The 18,778-nt window shown below is 68.9% G+C and carries 17 protein-coding genes; 1 reads left to right on the top strand and 16 read right to left on the bottom strand.

All coding sequences use genetic code 11. The features are described from left to right. From CLU95_RS29640 to CLU95_RS29570, 15 genes are all read right to left on the bottom strand, one after another. A complete protein-coding gene (locus CLU95_RS29640; protein ID WP_099796890.1) occupies positions 1-1,761 on the bottom strand; it encodes a dipeptide ABC transporter ATP-binding protein in 1,761 nt (586 codons plus the stop codon). Further along, positions 1,758-2,699, bottom strand: coding sequence for an ABC transporter permease (locus CLU95_RS29635; RefSeq protein ID WP_099796889.1), 942 nt, complete (start codon positions 2,697-2,699; stop codon positions 1,758-1,760). The genes CLU95_RS29640 and CLU95_RS29635 overlap by 4 nt, the downstream gene beginning before the upstream one ends. A 21-nt stretch (positions 2,700-2,720) precedes the next feature. After that, positions 2,721-3,686 carry an ABC transporter permease gene (locus CLU95_RS29630; protein ID WP_099796888.1) on the bottom strand — a complete coding sequence of 322 codons (966 nt, stop codon included), beginning with the start codon at positions 3,684-3,686 and terminating at the stop codon, positions 2,721-2,723. 21 nt (positions 3,687-3,707) lie between these two features. Further along, positions 3,708-5,297, bottom strand: a complete 1,590-nt coding sequence (locus CLU95_RS29625) for an ABC transporter substrate-binding protein (protein WP_099796887.1) — start codon at positions 5,295-5,297, stop codon at positions 3,708-3,710. A 163-nt stretch (positions 5,298-5,460) separates the two neighbouring features. Further along, positions 5,461-6,672 (bottom strand): YeeE/YedE family protein, encoded by a 1,212-nt coding sequence (locus CLU95_RS29620; protein WP_099796886.1) that lies wholly within the window; start codon positions 6,670-6,672, stop codon positions 5,461-5,463. Between the two features lie 127 nt (positions 6,673-6,799). Further along, positions 6,800-7,750, bottom strand: a complete 951-nt coding sequence (locus CLU95_RS29615) for a sulfurtransferase (protein WP_095745245.1) — start codon at positions 7,748-7,750, stop codon at positions 6,800-6,802. Between the two features lie 119 nt (positions 7,751-7,869). Further along, positions 7,870-8,910 (bottom strand): LLM class flavin-dependent oxidoreductase, encoded by a 1,041-nt coding sequence (locus CLU95_RS29610; RefSeq protein WP_099796885.1) that lies wholly within the window; start codon positions 8,908-8,910, stop codon positions 7,870-7,872. A gap of 19 nt (positions 8,911-8,929) precedes the next feature. Continuing rightward, on the bottom strand, positions 8,930-9,856 hold the full coding sequence (locus CLU95_RS29605; protein ID WP_099796884.1) for an ABC transporter substrate-binding protein: 927 nt from the start codon (positions 9,854-9,856) through the stop codon (positions 8,930-8,932). 12 nt (positions 9,857-9,868) lie between these two features. Further along, on the bottom strand, positions 9,869-10,792 hold the full coding sequence (locus CLU95_RS29600) for an ABC transporter substrate-binding protein (protein WP_099796883.1): 924 nt from the start codon (positions 10,790-10,792) through the stop codon (positions 9,869-9,871). 41 nt (positions 10,793-10,833) lie between these two features. Beyond that, complete coding sequence (locus CLU95_RS31310; protein ID WP_099796882.1) at positions 10,834-12,660, bottom strand: amino acid ABC transporter permease/ATP-binding protein; 1,827 nt, start codon at positions 12,658-12,660, stop codon at positions 10,834-10,836. Continuing rightward, entirely contained in the window at positions 12,657-13,193 is a 537-nt protein-coding gene (locus tag CLU95_RS29590) for a GNAT family N-acetyltransferase (RefSeq protein WP_099796881.1), read from the bottom strand. The genes CLU95_RS31310 and CLU95_RS29590 overlap by 4 nt, the downstream gene beginning before the upstream one ends. After that, the gene (locus tag CLU95_RS29585) at positions 13,190-14,410 is read right to left on the bottom strand and encodes a M20 aminoacylase family protein (protein WP_099796880.1); all 1,221 of its coding nucleotides are present in this window, start codon (positions 14,408-14,410) and stop codon (positions 13,190-13,192) included. Before CLU95_RS29585 ends, CLU95_RS29590 begins: the two co-directional genes overlap by 4 nt. After that, positions 14,410-15,750 (bottom strand): LLM class flavin-dependent oxidoreductase, encoded by a 1,341-nt coding sequence (locus tag CLU95_RS29580; protein ID WP_099796879.1) that lies wholly within the window; start codon positions 15,748-15,750, stop codon positions 14,410-14,412. Before CLU95_RS29580 ends, CLU95_RS29585 begins: the two co-directional genes overlap by 1 nt. A gap of 43 nt (positions 15,751-15,793) precedes the next feature. Further along, on the bottom strand, positions 15,794-16,801 hold the full coding sequence (locus CLU95_RS29575; RefSeq protein ID WP_099796878.1) for an LLM class flavin-dependent oxidoreductase: 1,008 nt from the start codon (positions 16,799-16,801) through the stop codon (positions 15,794-15,796). Between the two features lie 115 nt (positions 16,802-16,916). Beyond that, entirely contained in the window at positions 16,917-17,117 is a 201-nt protein-coding gene (locus tag CLU95_RS29570; RefSeq protein WP_099796877.1) for a hypothetical protein, read from the bottom strand. A gap of 176 nt (positions 17,118-17,293) precedes the next feature. Here CLU95_RS29570 and CLU95_RS29565 point away from each other — a divergent pair, with 176 nt between their 5' ends. Continuing rightward, positions 17,294-17,500 carry a dodecin gene (locus tag CLU95_RS29565; protein WP_056581096.1) on the top strand — a complete coding sequence of 69 codons (207 nt, stop codon included), beginning with the start codon at positions 17,294-17,296 and terminating at the stop codon, positions 17,498-17,500. 21 nt (positions 17,501-17,521) lie between these two features. Here CLU95_RS29565 and CLU95_RS29560 read toward each other — a convergent pair whose 3' ends face one another. After that, positions 17,522-18,751, bottom strand: a complete 1,230-nt coding sequence (locus CLU95_RS29560; protein ID WP_099796876.1) for an SAM-dependent methyltransferase — start codon at positions 18,749-18,751, stop codon at positions 17,522-17,524. Positions 18,752-18,778 lie beyond the last annotated feature (27 nt).

Genomic DNA, 18,778 nt, shown 5'->3' with positions numbered 1-18,778 from the left:
CTATGCCGTGGCGAACACGGCAGCCGCCGGTGCGTGCCGCATGTCCGGCACCGCCGCCATCAACGCCCGCGTGTACGCGTGCTTCGGCGCATCGAGCACCTCGTCCGCGCTCCCCTGCTCCACCAAGCGCCCGCGCTGCATCACGCCCACGTCGTCGCACATGTGGCGGATCACCGCGAGGTTGTGGCTGATCAGCAGGTAGGTCAGGCCGAACTCGTCCTGCAGGTCGCGCATGAGGTTCAGCACCTGGGCCTGCACCGACACGTCGAGCGACGAGGTCGGCTCGTCGCAGACGATGAACTCGGGTTGGCTGGCCAGCGCCCGCGCGATGGCGATGCGCTGGCGCTGCCCGCCCGAGAACTGGTGCGGGTAGCGCCGGCCGTCGTCGGGCGACATGCGCACGCGGCGCAGCGCTTCGGCCACGCGCTCGGCGGTTTCCTCGGCGCTGGCGGCGAGGCTCAGCACTTCCACCGGCTCGGCGATGAGCCGGTCGACGCGCCAGCGCGGGTTGAGGCTGGCGTACGGGTCCTGGAAGATCATCTGGAAGCGCCGCCGCAACGCGGCCGTCTGCGCGGCGTCGCCCCAGCGGTCGATGCCGTCGAAATGCACCGTGCCGGCCGTGGGCCGCGTGAGGCCGGCGATCATGCGCGCCACGGTCGACTTGCCCGAGCCCGACTCGCCGACCAGCCCGAAGGTGCGACCACGCGCGATGTCGAAGCTCACGCCGTCGACCGCGTGCAGCACCTTCTTCGGCTGGCGTGCGAGCGTGCGGACCAGCCAGCCGGCCGAAAGATCGAACGCGCGCGACAGGCCCTGCACGCGGATCAGTGGTGCGCTGTCGGCCGATGCCGTCACGGTCTCGATCTGCGCAGGCGGCAACGCGGCAGCCACGGCGATGTCCGCGCCAATCTCCGGCACCGGCAAGCGATGCAGCCGTGCGTGCACCGAAGGAATCGCCGCCATCAACGCCCGCGTGTACGGCTCACGCGGGCGGTCGAGAATCTCGCGCACCGGACCGGTCTCGAGCACGCGGCCCCGGTACATCACCATCACGCGGTCGGCCGCCTCGGCGATCACGCCCATGTCGTGCGTGATCAGCATCGCGGCCGTGCCGCGCTCGCGGCAGACACGGCGGAACACGCGGATCACCTGGGCCTGCACCGACACGTCGAGCGCGGTGGTGGGCTCGTCGGCAATCAGCAGCTGCGGCTCGGCGCACAGCGCGAGCGCAATCGCCACGCGCTGGCGCATGCCGCCCGAGAACTGGTGCGGGTACTGGTCGATGCGGCTTTCGGGGTCGGGAATCTCCACGTCGGCCAGCAGTGCCAGCGCGCGCCGGCGCGCCTCGGGCTCGCTCACCGGCAGGTGCGTGCGGATGGTTTCGATGAGGTGCCGTCCGATCGGGTAGACCGGGTTCAGGCTGGTCAGCGGGTCCTGGAACACGCTGCCGATGCGGCGCCCGCGCACACGGCGCATGTCTTCGCCGCGCAGCGTGTCGATGCGCTCGCCGTGCAGCTCGACCGTGCCGCCCGCGATGCGCCCCGGCGGCGGCACCAGGCCGATGACGGCCGCACCGACCATCGATTTGCCCGCGCCCGACTCGCCGACCACGCCGAGGATTTCGCCCGGCGCGATCTCGAAGGAGACACCGTCGAGCACCTGCACGACACCCCGGTGCGTGTCGAAGGCCACGTCCAGCCCGCGCACCCGCAGCACGGGTGTCTCGCCATGAGGCGATGGCGATGGGTCGCGCGCGCTCATTGCAGCCTCGGGTTCAATGCGTCGCGCAGCCAGTCGCCCGCCAGGTTGACCGACAGCGCCAGCGCCAGCAGCACCAGCGCGGGAAACAGCAGGATCCACCACTCGCCCGAGAACAGGAAGCCCTGCCCGATGCGGATCAGCGTGCCCAGCGACGGCTGCGTGGGTGGCAGCCCCACGCCCAGGTACGACAGCGTCGACTCGGCCACGATGGCCAGCGCGAAGCTGATGGTGGCAATCACCAGCATCGGCGCCAGCAGGTTCGGCAGGATGTGCCGCACCAGGATGCCGGTGTGCGAGCGGCCGATGATCTGCGCGGCGGCCACGTAGTCCTTGTGCTTTTCCAGCATCACCGCGCCGCGCACCGTGCGCGCGTACTGCACCCACTCCGACAGCCCGATGGCCGCGACGATCACGTACACCGCCATGTCGTCGCGGTAGCCCGCGGGCAGCAGGCCGCGCGCGATGCCGAAGATCAGCAGCGCCACCAGCAGCACCGGAAAGGTCAGCTGCACATCGGCCACGCGCATCACGAGCGTATCGAACCAGCCGCCCGCATAGCCGGCCGCCAGCCCGAGCGGCACGCCGATGGCCAGCGACAGCCCGACCGCGCTCACGCCCACCAGCAACGACATGCGCAGCCCGTAGAGGATGGCCGAGAACACGTCGCGCCCCTGGTCGTCGGCGCCCAGCGGATAGAAGGCGCCCGAAGCGCCCTGCTGCCCCGGCGGCGTGAAGGCGTCGATCAGGTCGAGCACAGCCGGATCGAAGGGGTCTTGCCGCGCGATCCACGGCGCGAACAGCGAGGCCAGTGCGACCAGCAGCAGCACGAAGGCGGCCAGCTGCACGGTGCGCGAGCGTGCAAAGGCACGCAGCACGGGCGACTCGGCGTTGCGCCAGCGGCGCGGCGCGGGGGCGCCGGTCGAAGAAGAAGACGTCATTCGGGAAAGAGGGAAAAAGATTCAGGCGCGCCGCAGGCGCGGATCGACCAGCACATACAACAGGTCGACGATGAAATTGATCGCCACGTAGAGCAGCGCAATCAGCAGCAGGTAGGCCGCCACCACCGGCACGTCCACCCCCTGGATCGACGTGATGAACAGCAGGCCCACGCCCGGCCACTGGAACACCGTCTCGGTGACGATGGCAAAGGCGACCAGCGAGCCGATCTGCAGCCCCGTGATGGTGATGACCGGGATCAGCGTGTTGCGCAGCGCGTGGCCGTAGTTGAGGTCGCGCTCGCGCAGCCCGCGCGCGCGGCCGAAGCGGATGTAGTCGGCGCGCAGCACCTCCAGCATCTCGGCGCGCACCAGCCGCATGATCAGCGTCAGCTTGTACAAGCCCAGCGTCAGCGCGGGCATCAGCAGCGAGGCCCAGCCCGAGGCCGTGAGCAGCCCGGTGCTCCAGCCGCCCAGCTGCACCGTGTCGCCGCGCCCGAACGACAGCAGCCAGCGCAGCTCGACCGCGAACAGGTAGATGAGCCCGATGCCGATCAGGAAGGTGGGCAGCGACACGCCCACCAGCGACACCGCCATGACCGCGCGGCTCGCCACGCTGTCGCGCCGGATCGCGGTGTACACGCCCAGCGCCACGCCGCCCGCCACCGCCAGCACGGCCGCCACCAGCGCCAGTTCGAGCGTGGCCGGCAAGCGCTCGGCGATGAGTTCGACCACCGGCCGCTTGAGCCGGTACGACACGCCCAGGTCGCCCTGCAGCGCATGGCCCACGTAGCGCAGGTACTGCACGGGCACCGGGCGGTCGAAGCCCAGTTCGGCCGTCAGCGCGGCGCGTTCTTCGATCGTGGCGTCTTCGCCGAGCAGGCTGATGGTCGGATCGCCGATGTGGCGGAACACCAGGAAGGACACGAACGACACCGCCAGCAGCACCAGCACGGACTGGCCGAGCCGGCGCAAGAGATGAACCCACATGGTGTGCGTGCGTGTGTGTGCTTAAGGCTTCGCCACCTTCACGTTCTTGAAGAACACGCTGCCGTCGGGGCTGACCGGAATGTCGAGCTTCGGGGTCGAGGCGAAGTTGAGCACCTGGTCGTGCAGCGCGATGTAGATGCGCTCTTTCTGCACGGTTTGCCAGATGCGCTTGATGGTGGCGTCGCGCTTGGCCTTGTCGCTTTCGGCGGCCAGCGATGCGATCTGCGCGTCGACCTCGGCGTTGCTGTAGCCGGTGGCGTTGGTCGGGCCGCGGCCGTCCTTGCCGCGCGTGTGCACCAGGTAATCGAAGATGTAGGCCGAGTCGTAGGTCGGCACGCCCCAGCCGAACAGGTAGAAGTCGGTGTCGGCCGAGTTGATGGCGGTGCTGTGCAGCGCAATCGGGCGCGCCGCCACCGTGGTCTTGATGCCGATGCGGCCCAGAAAGCCCGACACCGCCGTGCTGATGGCTTCGTCGTTCACGTAGCGGTCGTTCGGCGTGTGCAGCGTGATCGCAAAGCCGTTCGGGTAGCCGGCTTCGGCCAGCAGCTTCTTCGCCTGCGCGGCGTTGGCCTTCGGGTAGGCCGCGAAGCCTTTCTCGTAGCCGTGCACGAAAGGCGGCGCGATGATGCCCGAGGGGTTCGACAGGCCGCGCATCACGGCCGCCTTGATCGCGTCGCGGTCGATCGCCACGCCGATGGCCTCGCGCACCTTGGGGTCGGCCAGCGGGTTCTTGCCCTTCACGTCGGCGTACTTGAGCTCTTTCGCACCCACGTTCAGGCCCAGGAAGATCGAACGGTTCTCGGGCCCTTCGGTCACGCGCAGGCGCTTGTCGGCCTTGAGCCGGCCCACGTCCTGCGCCGGCAGGTCTTGAACAAAATCGACCTCGCCCGACAGCAGCGCGGCCACGCGCGTGGCGGGCGACTTGATCGGCACGTAGACCAGCTCGGTCACGTCCAGCGGAAACTGGCCGCGGCCCCAGTACTGCGGGAACTGCTTGAGCACCGTGCGCGCATCGACCTCGCGCGAGGCCAGCACGTAGGGGCCGGTGCCGTTCTCGTTGCGGGTCGCGAAGTTCTCGGTCTTGCTGGCCACGTCTTGCGACTGCTCGGCCTTGTTGGCCTTGGCCCAGGCTTCGTTGAGGATGAAGAGGTTCGTGAGGTTGTTCGGGAAGATCAGGTTCGGGCCCTTGGTGCGCACGTGCACCGTGAGCGGATCGACCTTCTTCACCTCGGCCACCGACGACAGCAGCGACTTGAGCGCCGAGCTCGGCGCCTGCGCGCGCTGCAGCGAGAACACCACGTCGTCGGCCGTGAGCAGCGCGCCGTCATGGAACTTGACGCCGGGGCGCAGCTTGAACTCCCACACCGTCGGGTCGGCCGTGAGCTTCCACGAGGTGGCCAGCGCGGGCTGCAGCTTGCTGTCGGCGCCGCGCAGGATCAGCGGCTCGTAGATCTGGTGCAGCAACCCGAAGTTGGTGCCGGTGTTGACCGCATGCGGGTCGAGCGTGGCCGGGTCGGCGCTGCGCGCCCATCGCACGGTTTCGGCGGTGGCGACGGACGCCTGCAGCAGGCCGGCGGCCAGCAGGGCCGCGGTCAGAAGTGGTCGGAACATGGAATCCCTCGGGTGTTCTTGTGAAGTTGAAACAGGCAGATGGCCGCTGTGCGTGGACACGTGCCTGTCGATGCGTGAGGGACTGTGCCCTGCGCCGCACCGCTCCGAAAGAAGGACTCCGCATATGGAAATGCGGTGTCTGCCGCGCAGCGATCAACGGCGGTCACGCCCTCGCCGCAAGGCGCTTCAACCGCAGCCCACCCCACACCGCCAGCAGCACGCTCGCACCGAACACCCAGCCCGACAGCGCACCGGCCATCGTGCCGGAGAGCAGGTTGCCGACCGTGCAACCCAGCCCGGTCATCGCGCCCCACCCCAGCAGCACGCCGCCGCCGAGCCCGCGAACGACTTGCCCCACGCTCGGCCAGGTGGGCTTGAACTGCCCGCTCGCGAGCGCTGCGGCCAGCGCGCCCGCCACGAGGCCGCCGACCAGCAACGCATTGGGTGTTTGCCAAAGGCTTTCGACCACCGACGTGACGCAGCCACCGAACCCGTCGAGCCCGTCCAGGCGCTGCGGCAGCAGGCCGTGTGCGTTGCCGAGGTCGCGCGCGGCGCTGCCCAACGCAGCCGTCACGCCCAGCGGGCGCAGCCGAAACACCACGATCACGGCGATCGCGCCGACCGCGAGGCCGCCCCAGGCATACGGCCAGCGCCCGTGCAGCAGGCGGCGCGCCGCGTCGATGAAGCTGCGCGGTGCGGGCAATGCAGCCTCTCCCGCCGGCAGCTTTCGCCAGAGCCAGGCGCTCAGCACCGCGAGCACCGCCAACTGCAGCGCGGCCGAGCCCGCATAGCCCAGGTGATGCGGCAGCCACACCACGGGCGCGGTGGCGATGGTGGCGCTGTAAAGCCAGTTCCAGCTCGCGAAGCCGAGCAGGAAGCCCGCTGCGGAACCGAGCAACGCGAACGGTGCGGTCGGCGAGCCCTCGCCCAACCGGTACCAGTGCGCGCTGATGCACGAGCCCGATACCACCATGCCCGCGCCGAACGCCAGCCCTGCCAGCACCAACGCGCCGCTGACCGGGCCGATGTGCGCATCGGGCGGCAACCGCCCCGGCTGCGGAACGGGCAGCCAGCCGGTCATGACGACGTGCATGCCCACGGTGCCGACCGCGAGCGCGGCCACGATGGCCAGCAGGCCGCGCGCATCGCCGCCCTCGAAGTAGTCGCGCGCATGGCAATAGAAGCAGAAGCGCGAGCGCTGCAGCACCACGCCGAGCACCGCGCCCAGCCCAAGTGCGAAGGCCAGCGCGCGGCCGCCGCTGCGCCCGCCCAGCAGATGCACGCCGGCCGCGATCAGCAGCAACACCACGACAGCAGCGGCCAGGCCCGTGCGAGAAAGCGGCGCAGGCGCCGCGTTGATTGACGAAGCGGACATGCCCCGGCCCCTTTGTGTTGACCCCAAAAAAAAGCGAGCCCGAGGGCTCGCCCAATGTCGCTCATCAGAGAGGCCGCGAGGTCCCTCCAACGCCGACTCACCTCGAACTCATCTCACCTCAACTCAATCATTTGGACGCCCACACCGTGCCGGCCGGGTTGTTGACCGGCACACCGACGGCGTTGCCGTACTCGGTCCACGAGCCGTCGTAGTTGCGCACGTTCTTGTAGCCCAGGATCTTGTGCAGCGCGAACCAGGTGTGGCTCGAGCGTTCGCCGATGCGGCAGTAGGTGATGGCCGGCTTGCTGCCGTCGATGCCCACGGCCGCGTAGATCGCCTTCAGCTCGGCGGCCGACTTGAAGGTGCCGTCTTCATTCACCGCACGGCCCCAGGGCACGTTGGCCGCACCGGGCACGTGGCCCGCGCGCACCGCCAGTTCGGCGGCGCCGGCCGGCGCGAAGATCTTGCCGCTGTACTCGTCGGCCGAGCGGATGTCGACCAGCTTCGCGTCGGAGCGGCCCTCGGCCACGGCCAGCACATCGGCCAGCCTTGCGCGCAGCTGCGGGTTGGGTTGCGTCACCTTGAAGCGCGTGGCGACGTGTTCGGGCGCGCGGTTGTCGAGCACGCGGTTCTCGGCTTCCCACTTCTTGCGTCCGCCGTCGAGCAGCTTCACGTTTTGCACGCCGTACTGGTCGAACACCCAGGCGCCCCAGGCCGCGAACCAGTTGTTGGTGTCGCCGTAGAGGATGACGGTGGTGTCCTTGTCGACACCGGCGGTCGACAGCAGCTTCTCGAATTCGGCCTGGCTCACGATGTCGCGGCGCACGCGGTCGTTGAGGTCGTTGTGCCACGAGAAATTCACCGCGCCCGGAATGTGGCCGCGCTCGTACAGGCCCGGGTTCACGCTGACCTCGATCACGCGCAGCTTCGGGTTGCGCAGGTTCTTCTCGAGCCAGTCGGTCGAGACCAGCGGGCCGCTGCCGTCGGCCGAGGCCTGGGCAAAGGCAGCGGGCGCGGTGGCCAGAAAGGTCAGCGTGGCGAGGGACGCGGCGCGCCACCATCTGCTGAAGATCGACATGCGGGACTCCTTGTGTTGAATGGAAGACATCTGAAACAGATCAGAGCGAACTCTAGGCAGGCATCGCGCGATCACCAACGAAGCGTTTGCGATAAGCGCATACCCAAAGCTTCTGAGGCTCAGGCGAGCGCTACTGCTTCTCGTGATAGTTCGGCACGCACGCGCCAGCCCAGTTCGGGCGCGATGCGCACGGCGATGTCGTCAAGAATCTGCTCGTAGGCCTCGCTGTCGAAGTTGTAGGGCAGCTCCACGCGCAGCTCACTCACCAGCGGCAGCACCGGGTCGCGATGCAGACGCTCCAGGATCTCGTCGGCGCTGCCCACGAGGTCGCCGGCGAACAGCGTGCGGCGTTCGCCCTGCGGCGTCTGCGTGCGTTCGACGCGCCCGGCCGCGAACGCGCGGTAGCGGCGTCGCGTGGCGGCATCGGCCCCATCGAGCGGCACGATCACGCGACCCAACGCGATCCGTCCGCGTGCGCCCGGCACTTCGCTGGCGCGGTAGCGTTCGACGAGGCCGGTCTGGGCTTCGAGGAAATCGTCGGTGGTCTCGCCCGTGAGCACGTTGCCCAGCAGCAGATGAAAGCCGTTGCGCCCCGCCCATTCGGCCGAGCGCAGCGACCCGCCGCCGTACCAGAGCCGCCCGACCAGGCCGGGCGCATAGGGCTGCACGCGCGGACGCACGCGCCCGCCGGCGGATTCGATCACCGTGTCTTCATCGCCCAGCAGCACGTCTTCGAGGTTGGCCCGCAACCGCGCCACGCGCTTGTGCGTGAAGTCGATGGTGGCCGGCGGTGCGTCCTGGAAGCGACCGCCCAGCAAGGCGCCATGCGGCGGCGCGCCCGCGCTCAGGCCCACCTGCAGGCGCCCGCGCGAGAGCACGTCGACGGTGGCGAGGTCTTCGGCCAGCCGGAACGGGTTTTCGTAGCCCATCTGGATCACGGCCGCGCCGAGTTCGATGCGGCGCGTGCGCTGCGTGGCGGCGGCCAGGAAGGTCGGCGCCGACGACACGGCGCGCTCCAGGTGGCGCTGGCGCACCCAGGCGCTGTCGAAGCCGCGCCGCTCGCCGAACTCGAACAGCCGCAGCGCAGCTTCGAGGCCCGCGTGCGGGTCGGCCTCGTCGTAGTTGCCGGGCGTGAGAAAACCGATGTGGTGGATGGTCATGGTCGTGTGGCTCGCAGGGTCAGAACTTCGGCAATCCGGGCGGGTTGACCTCGGACTTCGGCAACGCCTCTTCCGCGAGGCGCCAGCGCGCGAGCGCCTTGGCGTAGGTGCCGCTGCGGATCAGGCCGTTGGCCGCGGTGGTGAGCGCCACGGCCAGGCCGCTGCCCTTGCGCGTGGCCACGGCCACGTCCGATTTCAGCGGCCAGCCCGCGTTGACCGTCCCTGCGAGCCGCAGTAGCCCGTTCTTCGCGGCCTCGTAGGCCTGCGGCGCGTTGGGGTTGAAGTTGGCATCGACGCGCTTGGTCGTCACCGCCAGCCAGCGCGTCACATCGTCGTCGTAGTACTGGATCGACACCGGCTTCAGGCCCGCGGCCACGTTCTGCCGGTCCCATTCGAGCAGGATGCGTTCCTGGTTGGTGCCGGCGCCGGTCGTGAGCTTCAGGCCCGCCACGTCCTTCGGCTCCTTGATCGACTGGATGGCGCTGTCGGTGCGCACGTAGAAGCCGTGCAGTCCGAGCCGATAGGTCGAGAAGTCGAACTTCTCCTTGCGCTGCTCGGTCACGCCCACGTTGGAGATCACGGCGTCGTACTTGCCCGAGCTCAGGCCCAGCGGCCAGTCGGCCCAGGCGATGGGCTGCAGCTCCAGCTTCAGGCCCAGCGCCTCGGCGATGAGGTGGGCAAAGTCGGGGTCGAAGCCCACCACGGTCTTCGCGTCGGTGGCGTAGGTGGAGATCGGCGGTGCGAACGGCGCGATGGCGATGGTCAGCACGCCCTCCTTCACGAACTTGAAGTTGGGCGGAATGGCGTTGACGGCCTCGGCGTCCTTGCCCGTGTGCAGGCGACTGCGCTGCGCGGGGCTGAAGTCGAAAGGGTCGGCGGCCTGGGCCGGCGCGAGCGCGATCAGCCCGAGGGCGGCCAGCGCCCCCAGTTTTTTCTTGAGCGACATGGTCCCCGCCCCTCAGTGCTTCGGCAGGCCGGGCGGGTTGGTGCGTGCCACCTCGATCGCCTCCGATGCCAGGTTCCAGCGCGACAGCGCCTTGCCGTAGTTGCCGTTCTTGATCTGCGTGTTCAGCGCCAGCGTCACGGCCTCGGCAATGCCCGAGCCCTTGCGCGAGGTGACGGCGATCTCGGCGTTGAGCGGCCAGCCGCCCGACACCAGGCCCGCGAGCCGGGTCTTGCCGTCGCGTGCCTCGTAGGCCGCGATCGCATTGGGGCCGACGTACGCATCGGCGCGGCCCGACTGGATGGCCAGGCGCTGCACCACATCGTCGTCGTAGTACTGGATCTCGATGGGCTTGAGCCCGGCGGCGAGGTTCTGCTTGTTCCAGCGCAGCAGGATCTGCTCCTGGTTCGTGCTGGCCGTCACGATGAGCTTCAGGCCCGCGATGTCCTTGGGCTCCTTGATGGCGCCGAGCTTGCTGTCCGACTTGACGTAGATGCCCAGCTGGTCGTTGCGGTAGGTCGAAAAATCGAACTTCTCCTTGCGCTCTTCGGTGACAGTCACGTTCGACACCACCACGTCGAACTTGCCCGACTGCAGGCCTAGCGGCCAGTCGGCCCAGGCGGTGGACACCAGCTCCAGCTTGCGACCCAGGCTGTCGGCCACGAGCTGCGCGATGTCGGGCGCGTTGCCCACGGGCGTCTTGGTGTCGGTGGCGTAGGCCGCGAACGGCAGCCGGCCGGTGGTGGTGCCGACGACGAGCACGCCTTCCTTCTGGAACTTGAAGTCCTTCGCGAGCCGCACGGCCTCTTCGATCCTCTGCGCGCGCGGGCGGCCCGGCTGCTCGGGGCTCAGGTCGGGCGCCGGGGCGGTCTGGGCCGTGGCGGCGATCGGCAGCAAAGCGGCCAGAAGAACGAACAGGAGATGGCGTCGATGGGTCATGAAAAGCGGTCGGTTGGAAAAAGGAGAAAAGAAGAAAAAGCTCAGAGCACCCTGGCCAGGAACTCGGCCGTGCGCGGATGCCTCGGCGCGTTGAACACCTGCTCGGGCGTGCCGGTTTCGAGGATGCGGCCCTGCTCCATGAAGACCACGGTGTCGGCCACCTCGCGGGCAAAGCCGATCTCGTGCGTCACGATGAGCAGCGTGGTGCCGGAACTCGCCAGCTCCTCGATCACCGCGAGCACCTCGCCCACGAGTTCGGGGTCGAGCGCCGAGGTGGGCTCGTCGAACAGCAGCACCTTGGGTTTGAGCGCCAGCGCCCGCGCAATCGCCACGCGCTGCTGCTGGCCGCCCGAGAGCTGACGCGGGTAGGCATCCTTGCGGTCGGCCAGGCCGACGCGGGCCAGCAGGTCAGTAGCGAGTGCCTCGGCCTCGGCGCGCGGCAGGCCGCGCACCGACTGCGGCGCCTCGACGATGTTCTCCAGCACCGTGAGGTGCGGGAACAGGTTGAAGTTCTGGAACACCATGCCCACGTCGGCGCGGCGCGTGAGGATGTCTTTCTCGTGCAGCTCGTACAGCGTGTCGGCGTCGCGCCGGTAGCCGATGAGCTCGCCGTCGATGGCAATGAAACCGTCGTCCACGCGCTCCAGGTGGTTGATGGTGCGCAGCAGCGTCGACTTGCCCGAGCCCGACGGCCCGAGGATCACGGTGACGCTGCCGCGCGGCGCGGTGAAGGTCACGTCGTCGAGCACCTGCAACGCGCCGAAGCGCTTGGACACGCCGTGGATCGTCACCTCGCCGCCGGGGGCGCGCGCGCCGTTCCAGCGCGGCACCTGTGCGGGGGCCGGCGCCGGCACGGACACGGGCACCACCGCCGGCACCCTGCCCCGCGCCCACAGCCCCTGCACCACACCGCCGAGCCACGAGCGCGGCGCATGGCGCAGGGCCCCGCGCGAAAAGTGCCGCTCGATGTAGTGCTGCGCCACCGACAGCACTGTGAGGATCACGAGGTACCACACGGTCGCCACCATGAGCAGCGGAATCACTTCCAGGTTGCGCCGGTAAATGATCTGGATCGTGTAGAACAGCTCGGGCAGCGCCAGGATGTAGAGGTTCGAGGTGCCCTTGGCCAGCCCGATGATGTCGTTGAAGGCCGTGGGCAGGATGCTGCGCATGGCCTGCGGCAGCACGATGCGCGAAGCCTGGCGCCGGCGCGAAAGCCCGAGCGCGGCAGCCGCTTCAAGCTGCCCCTGGTCCACCGACAGAATGCCCCCGCGCACGATCTCCGAGGCAAAGGCCGCCTGGTTCAGCGTGAGGCCCAGCAGCGCCGCCACGAAGGGGCTGATGAGCTGCGTGGTCGGGTACGAGAAGAACGTGAGGTCGGTGAACGGCACGCCCAGCGACACGGTCTCGTACAGGTAGCCCAGGTTGTTGATGATCAGCAGCAGCACGATCACCGGCACCGAGCGGAAGAGCCAGGTGAACACCCAGGCCAGCCGCGCCAGCAGCGGCGAGCGCGACACCCGTGCCAGCGCCAGCCCGGTGCCGAAGAAGAAACCCAGCACCGCCCCCAGCGCCGTGAGCAGCAGCGTACGACCCAGGCCGGCGAGCACCGGCTCCGAGAAGAACCACTCGGCGAACACCGGCCAGCCCCAGCGCGGGTTGGTCAGCACCGAATGCAGCACGAGGCCAATCACCGCCACCGCGAAGATGGTGCCGACCGCGCGCGCGGGATACGTCGCGGGGACGATGCGCAAATGCGAGTAGTCGCCCTTGACGGGTGGTGTCGCATCGCTGCGGCCGATCGGTCGTGCGGGTGCTGTGGGGCTGCGCGGCTCCGGGCCGACGTCCAGGATGGTGGTCGTGTTCATCGCGACACCGCCCCGCTCAGCGCTGCACCGGCACGGCCTTGCGCGGCCCACTGCGCCAGGTGCTTCTCGAACGGCAGCTTGCGCGGCGTCTCGGGATCGGCGTCGTCCGTGAACAGCGCCGTGTAGCCATGGCTGCGGTACAGGCCCACGGCCTCGGGCTGGCGAAAGCCGGTCGTGAGGTAGATGCGCTCGTAGCCCTGGCGCAGCACCTGCGCCTCCAGCTCGGCCAACACGCGGCTTGCGAGGCCCTGGCGGCGCAGCGCGCCGTGCGTCCACACGCGCTTGAGTTCGGCGGTGCGCTCGTCGTGGCGCATGAAGGCGCCGCCGCCGATCGCCACGCCGTCGCGCAGCAGCAGCACGAAGTTGCCGTGCGGCGGTGCGAACACCTCGGGCGCGTAGCGGTCGATCTCGCGCGGTGCGCCGGGCTCGCGCATCACATCGCCGTAGCGGCTGTCGTACTCGAAGGTGAGCCCTTCGATCAACGGCCGGGCCCGTGGGTCCAACGGCGTGGTGTAGACAAACTGTTCGCTCATGGGGTGGTTTCCTGCAGGTCGCTGTCGGCGGAAAGAAAGCGCTCGGCCAGGCGCGCCCAGTACACGGCCGCGGGCGCGAGGATCGCGTCGTTGAAGTCGTAGCGCGGGCTGTGCAGCGAGGCGCTCTCGCCGTTGCCGAAGAACACGTAGCTGCCGGGGCGCGCCTGCAGCATGTAGGCGAAGTCTTCGCTGGCGGTGCGCGGGCGGAAGGCCGGATCGACCCGCTCCGCGCCGAAGGTGTCGAGCGCCACCGCGCGCGCAAAGGCGGTTTCTTCCACATGGTTGACCACTGGCGGAAAGCCCGGCCGGTAGTCGACCTCGGCCTCGGCGCCGAAGCTCTCGGCCTGCGCCCGCGCCAGTGCCGGGATGCGCCGCGCCAGCAGCGCGCGCACCTCGGGCTTGAACGAACGTGCCGTGAGCTTGAGCTCGACGGTGTTCGGAATCACGTTGGAGGCCTCGCCGCCGTGGATGGAGCCCACCGTGATCACGCCCATGTCCAGCGGATCGACGTTGCGCGACACCAAGGTCTGCAGCGCCGCGATCAGGTGCGCGCTCGCGACCACGGGGTCGACCGTCTCGTGCGGCTGTGCGCCGTGGCCGCCCTTGCCGCGCACCGTGATGTGTGCCTGGTCGATGGCCGCCATCGCGGGCCCGGTGACGCAGCCCACATGCCCCGTGCTCACGCCGGGCCAGTTGTGCAGGCCGAAGACGGCGTCGCACGGGAAGCGCGTGAACAGGCCCTCATCGATCATCTTCTTGGCACCTGCGCCGAGTTCTTCGGCGGGCTGGAAGATCAGGTGCAAGGTGCCCCGAAAGGCGCCCGCTTCGGCGAGGAAGCGCGCCGCCGCAAGCAGGATCGCCGTGTGGCCGTCGTGGCCGCAGGCATGCATCACGCCCGCGTTTTCGCTCGCATACGGCAGGCCGGTGGCTTCGTGGATCGGCAGCGCGTCCATGTCGGCGCGGATGCCGAGGCTGCGCCCCGGCCCGCGCCGCAGCGTGCCCACCACGCCGGTGCCGGCCAGGCCGGTCGTGACCTCGTAGCCCCAGGCCGCGAGCCGCTCGGCCACGAGCGCCGAGGTGCGGTGCTCCTTGAACGACAGCTCGGGGTGCTGGTGAATGTCGCGTCGCAGCGCGATGAACGCGTCGCCGTAGCCGGCGATGGTCGATTCGACGCGGTGGATGTCCTTGAGGGCCGGGCGTGGCAATGCGGCGCCCATCAGGCGGCTTTCCGCTCGATGGCAGCGTCGCCTTGGGGCAGCGCATGGCGGCTCGCCTTGCGCGGCAGGCCCAGGTGGTCGCGCAGGGTCTGGCCGGGCAGCGTGCGCTGGTAGCGACCGCGGGCCTCCAGTGCGGGAACCACGAACTCGATGAAGTCGTCCAGGCCCTGCCCCAGCACCGGAAAACCGAGGATGAAACCATCGGCCGCGCCCTCGTCCACCCAGCGGATGATCTCGTCGGCGATGCGTTCGCCGGTGCCCACGAACTGCGTGCGCGGCGTGGCGACTTCGAGCGCCACTTCGCGCAGCGTCTGGCCCTTGGCCTTGGCATTCGCCTTGATGCGGTCGGTGGTCGAGCGGAAGCTGTTGCGGCCGATCTCGCCCAGTTCGGGAAACGGCGCATCGAGCGGGTACTGGCTGAAGTCGTGGTGGTCGAAGAAGCGGCCCAGGTAGGCCAACGCCTCTTCGACCGTCAGCAGTGCGCGGATGGCGAGGTACTTGGCCTCGGCCTCGGCCTCGGTGGCAGCGACCACCGGGCCGATGCCCGGGAAGATCTTCACGTCGCCCGCCTGCCGCCCCTGCGCCACGGCACTGGCCTTCACCTGCTTCAGGAACGCGCGCGTGTCTTCGAGCGACGGCGAATGCGTGAACACCGCGTCGGCGTACTTGCCCGCGAGGCCGATGCCCGCGTCCGACGAGCCGGCCTGGAAGATCACCGGCTGGCCCTGCGGCGAACGCTGGATGTTCAGCGGCCCCGCCACCTGGAAGAAGCGGCCCTTGTGGTCCAGCGTGTGCAGCTTGTCGCGGTCGAAGAACTGGCCGCTCTCGCGGTCGCGCACGAAGGCGTCGTCGTCCCAGCTGTCCCACAGGCCCTGCGTCACGGCCAGGTACTCGTCGGCGATCTCGTAGCGCAGCGCGTGCTCGGGGTGCGCGCGGCTGTAGTTCTTGGCGCTGCCTTCGAGCGGCGTGGTCACCACGTTCCAGCCCGCGCGCCCGCCGCTGATGAGGTCGAGCGAAGCGAACTGCCGCGCCACCGTGAACGGGTCGCTGTACGAGCTGGAGATGGTGCCCGCCAGGCCGATCTTCGAGGTGACGGCGGCCAGCGCCGAGAGGATGGAGATCGGCTCGAAGCGGTTGAGAAAGTGCGGGATCGACTTCTCGTTGATGTAGAGCCCGTCGGCCACGAAGGCGAAGGCAATGCCCGCGGCCTCGGCCTTCTGCGCGTTGCGGATGAAGAAGTCGAGGTTGACGCTGGCATCGGCCGGGCCGCCCGGGTGCTTCCAGGCATTCATGTGGCTGCCGGCCCCTTGCAGCATGACGCCGAACTGGATGTTGCTCATGACGATCGTTCTTGTGATGGGAAGAAAGGAAAAGAGAAGACGCTCAGGCCAGTGCGGGCTCGCGGGCCTGCGCCAGCAGCTCGACCGCCGTGGCACGCGCGGCGAAGTTCGCCACCGGGATGTCGATCACGAACTCCTCGATGCCGTGGCGCGCGCTGAGGGCATCGAGCGCGTCGCGCACCTCGTCGCCGGTGCCGGCGATGACATGCGGACGCCGTTCTTCGGTGCGGTAGTCGCTGGCGCCGGCCTGCCGTGCGAACTCGGCAGCGGCTTCGAGGCTCGGCAGGTTCACGCTCTGGCCGGTGGACAGGGTCACGCGGAAGCTGCGCAATGCGCCCACCAACTGCGCGGCTTCGTCGTGCGTCTCGGCCGCAAAGGCGAAGAGCGCGAGCAGCGGCGCGCGGCCGGTCGCGGTGCGATACGCGTCGATCGATTGCTCGATGTTCACGGGGTCGCCGTTGAAGTGACCCGCGTAGACGAACTGCCAACCCAGCCGCGCCGCAAGCAACGCGCTCTCGGGGCTGCCGCCGAGCAGCACGCGCTGCGGCGGCTGCGGCGGGAACGGCGTGGCGACCGCACCTGCCAGTGCATGGTCGGCAGGCACGCCGTCGTGCAGGAAGGCATCGAGCTCCTGCAGGCGCGCTTCGAAATCGAGCGCCTTCGCCTTCACCGGATCGTGCAGCGATTGCAGCGCCTTGCTGGTCAGCGGCAGGCCGCCCGGCGCCTTGCCGATGCCCAGGTCGACGCGGCCGGGCGCCAGCGAGGCCAGCACCTTGAAGGTCTCCGCGACCTTGAACGGGCTGTAGTGCTGCAGCATCACGCCGCCAGTGCCGATGCGGATGCGCGAGGTCTTCGCGAGCAGATGCGAGGCCAGCACTTCCGGCGCCGAGCCCGCATAGGTGCGGTTGCCGTGGTGCTCGGCCAGCCAGTAGCGCCGGTAGCCCAGACGTTCGGCGCGCTGGGCCAGCGCGATGGTGTGCTGGAACGCCTGCGCGGCGTCGGCACCTTCGGGGATCAGGCTCTTGTCGAGCAGGGAAAGCGAGTAGGACACGGTGTTCGGCGATGGCGCAGTGGAAGCGGGTGTGCTTCAAATTCTGCGAGCCATCGCGCGGGCCGTTTGCGCTGAATTCCTCTATCGATATCTGGAATCTGCGGGGTCGCGCGGCTCACCATGCATACGGAAGAAGTGCCGCCACGGCCGTGGCGTGCAGCCTCCTGCGCACGCGCAGCGGCACATGGCCGTGCGGCGCGCGGCGTGCCACTTCATGCGGCGACGGTGTGGCGATGCACCAGGCGATGGCGGTCAGCGCGAGGATGTGTCGGGCCTGTGCGGCGGGAGACGAAGAGACGACGGTGTGCAGTGGCATGGCGGGCGGTTTCCCTGGATCAATGCCGCCGATTCTGCGAAGCACCCGCGCCCTTGCCAACGACGGATTGCGAATGTGCTGATGCGGTTTGCATCGCATCCACGCGCTCAAAGGAGTTGCCCCGCCCCCCGTGCACTGGCTACGATGGGCACGCAAACACCCAAGGAGCAGCCGCCATGTCGAACCATGTCTACAAGTCGCTCGAGCTGACCGGCTCGTCCCCCACGAGCATCGAAGACGCGGTGCAGACCGCCATCGCCAAGGCGCACGAGACGGTGCGCAACATCCAGTGGTTCACCGTCACCGAGACGCGCGGCCATGTGGTGGACGGCAAGATCGCGCACTGGCAGGTGACGGTGAAGATCGGCTTCACGCTCGAGTAGCCGCAACGCGGCCTTGACGGGTCAGGCGCGCAGCGCCGATGTGCCTTCGTAGATAAAACGGCGCGACCACGGCAGCGTGCTTGCCGCCCTGCCCGCCTTGCGCCCGACGATCTGGTAGATCGCCACGTCGTCGTTCTCGAAGGCATAGGCGCAGCCCGCGAGGTAGATGCGCCAGATGCGGAACTTCTCTTCGTCGACCAGCGCACGCGCCTCGTCGGCATGGGCCTCGTAGGCGTCGCTCCAGTGGCGCAGCGTCTGCGCGTAGTGGCGGCGCAGGTTCTCCACGTCGAAGGCTTCGAGCCCGCCCTGCTGCATGGCCTGCAGCGCGAGGCTGATGTGCGGCAGCTCGCCGTTGGGGAACACGTAGCGGTCGATGAAGTCGCCGCCGCCGTACGATACGCCGCCGCCCTCGGGGTCGGACGAGGTGATGCCGTGGTTCATGACGATGCCGTCGTCGGCCAGCAGCTGTTGCACGCGCCTGAAGTACTCGGGCAGGTTCTTGCGGCCCACATGCTCGAACATGCCGACGCTGGTGATGCGGTCGAACTGGCCGGTCACGTCGCGGTAGTCCTGCAGGCGGATCTCGATGCGGTCTTGCAGGCCGGCGGCCTTCACGCGTTCGGTCGCCAGGTCGAACTGGTTCTGCGACAGCGTGACGCCCACGCAGCGCGCACCGAACTTCTGCGCCGCGCGGATCACCAGCGCGCCCCACCCGCAGCCGATGTCGAGCAGTGTCTGCCCCGGCTTGAGTTCGATCTTGGTGAGGATGTGGTCTATTTTCTTCAGCTGCGCGGTGGCCAGGTCTTCGTCGCCGTTCTCGAAGTAGGCGCACGAATAGACCATGTTCGCGTCGAGCCAGAGTTGGTAGAACGCGTTCGACACGTCGTAGTGGTACTCGATGGATTTCCTGTCCGACGACTTGGTGTGCGCGAAGTAGCGGGCCATGCTCTGCAGCGCACCGCCGGGCTTGTCGAGCGAGGTCTTCGCCAGGCCGTAGGCAATGTCGATCACGTCGCTGAGCTTGCCTTCGATGTCGATCTTGCTCTTGACGTAGGCCTCGCCCAGGTTGTCGAGCGTGGGCTGCAGCATCAGCGACAGCGCCGCGGGCGATTTCACGTGCAGCGTGACCGCCGGCCCGCTGAAGTCACCGAAGTCGTAGGACTGGCCGTCCCACAAGGTGAGCCGCGCGGGCAGGTTGGCCCGTGCGCGAACCGCGGCGCTCCACTGCGCCAGCTTCTTTTCCCAAAGCATGCATCTCTCCGAGTTGTTGAGTAGTCC

Source organism: Variovorax sp. 54, assembly GCF_002754375.1.
Lineage (GTDB): Bacteria > Pseudomonadota > Gammaproteobacteria > Burkholderiales > Burkholderiaceae_C > Variovorax.
This window is presented reverse-complemented; position numbering and strand designations above follow the sequence as displayed.

Excerpts from the sequence above, each read along its gene's own strand:
- CLU95_RS29640 (WP_099796890.1), bottom strand. The coding sequence starts at position 1,761 with ATGAGCGCGCGCGACCCATCGCCATCGCCTCATGGCGAGACACCCGTG.
- CLU95_RS29635 (WP_099796889.1), bottom strand. The coding sequence starts at position 2,699 with ATGACGTCTTCTTCTTCGACCGGCGCCCCCGCGCCGCGCCGCTGGCGC.
- CLU95_RS29630 (WP_099796888.1), bottom strand. The coding sequence starts at position 3,686 with ATGTGGGTTCATCTCTTGCGCCGGCTCGGCCAGTCCGTGCTGGTGCTG.
- CLU95_RS29625 (WP_099796887.1), bottom strand. The coding sequence starts at position 5,297 with ATGTTCCGACCACTTCTGACCGCGGCCCTGCTGGCCGCCGGCCTGCTG.
- CLU95_RS29620 (WP_099796886.1), bottom strand. The coding sequence starts at position 6,672 with ATGTCCGCTTCGTCAATCAACGCGGCGCCTGCGCCGCTTTCTCGCACG.
- CLU95_RS29615 (WP_095745245.1), bottom strand. The coding sequence starts at position 7,750 with ATGTCGATCTTCAGCAGATGGTGGCGCGCCGCGTCCCTCGCCACGCTG.
- CLU95_RS29610 (WP_099796885.1), bottom strand. The coding sequence starts at position 8,910 with ATGACCATCCACCACATCGGTTTTCTCACGCCCGGCAACTACGACGAG.
- CLU95_RS29605 (WP_099796884.1), bottom strand. The coding sequence starts at position 9,856 with ATGTCGCTCAAGAAAAAACTGGGGGCGCTGGCCGCCCTCGGGCTGATC.
- CLU95_RS29600 (WP_099796883.1), bottom strand. The coding sequence starts at position 10,792 with ATGACCCATCGACGCCATCTCCTGTTCGTTCTTCTGGCCGCTTTGCTG.
- CLU95_RS31310 (WP_099796882.1), bottom strand. The coding sequence starts at position 12,660 with ATGAACACGACCACCATCCTGGACGTCGGCCCGGAGCCGCGCAGCCCC.
- CLU95_RS29590 (WP_099796881.1), bottom strand. The coding sequence starts at position 13,193 with ATGAGCGAACAGTTTGTCTACACCACGCCGTTGGACCCACGGGCCCGG.
- CLU95_RS29585 (WP_099796880.1), bottom strand. The coding sequence starts at position 14,410 with ATGGGCGCCGCATTGCCACGCCCGGCCCTCAAGGACATCCACCGCGTC.
- CLU95_RS29580 (WP_099796879.1), bottom strand. The coding sequence starts at position 15,750 with ATGAGCAACATCCAGTTCGGCGTCATGCTGCAAGGGGCCGGCAGCCAC.
- CLU95_RS29570 (WP_099796877.1), bottom strand. The coding sequence starts at position 17,117 with ATGCCACTGCACACCGTCGTCTCTTCGTCTCCCGCCGCACAGGCCCGA.
- CLU95_RS29565 (WP_056581096.1), top strand. The coding sequence starts at position 17,294 with ATGTCGAACCATGTCTACAAGTCGCTCGAGCTGACCGGCTCGTCCCCC.
- CLU95_RS29560 (WP_099796876.1), bottom strand. The coding sequence starts at position 18,751 with ATGCTTTGGGAAAAGAAGCTGGCGCAGTGGAGCGCCGCGGTTCGCGCA.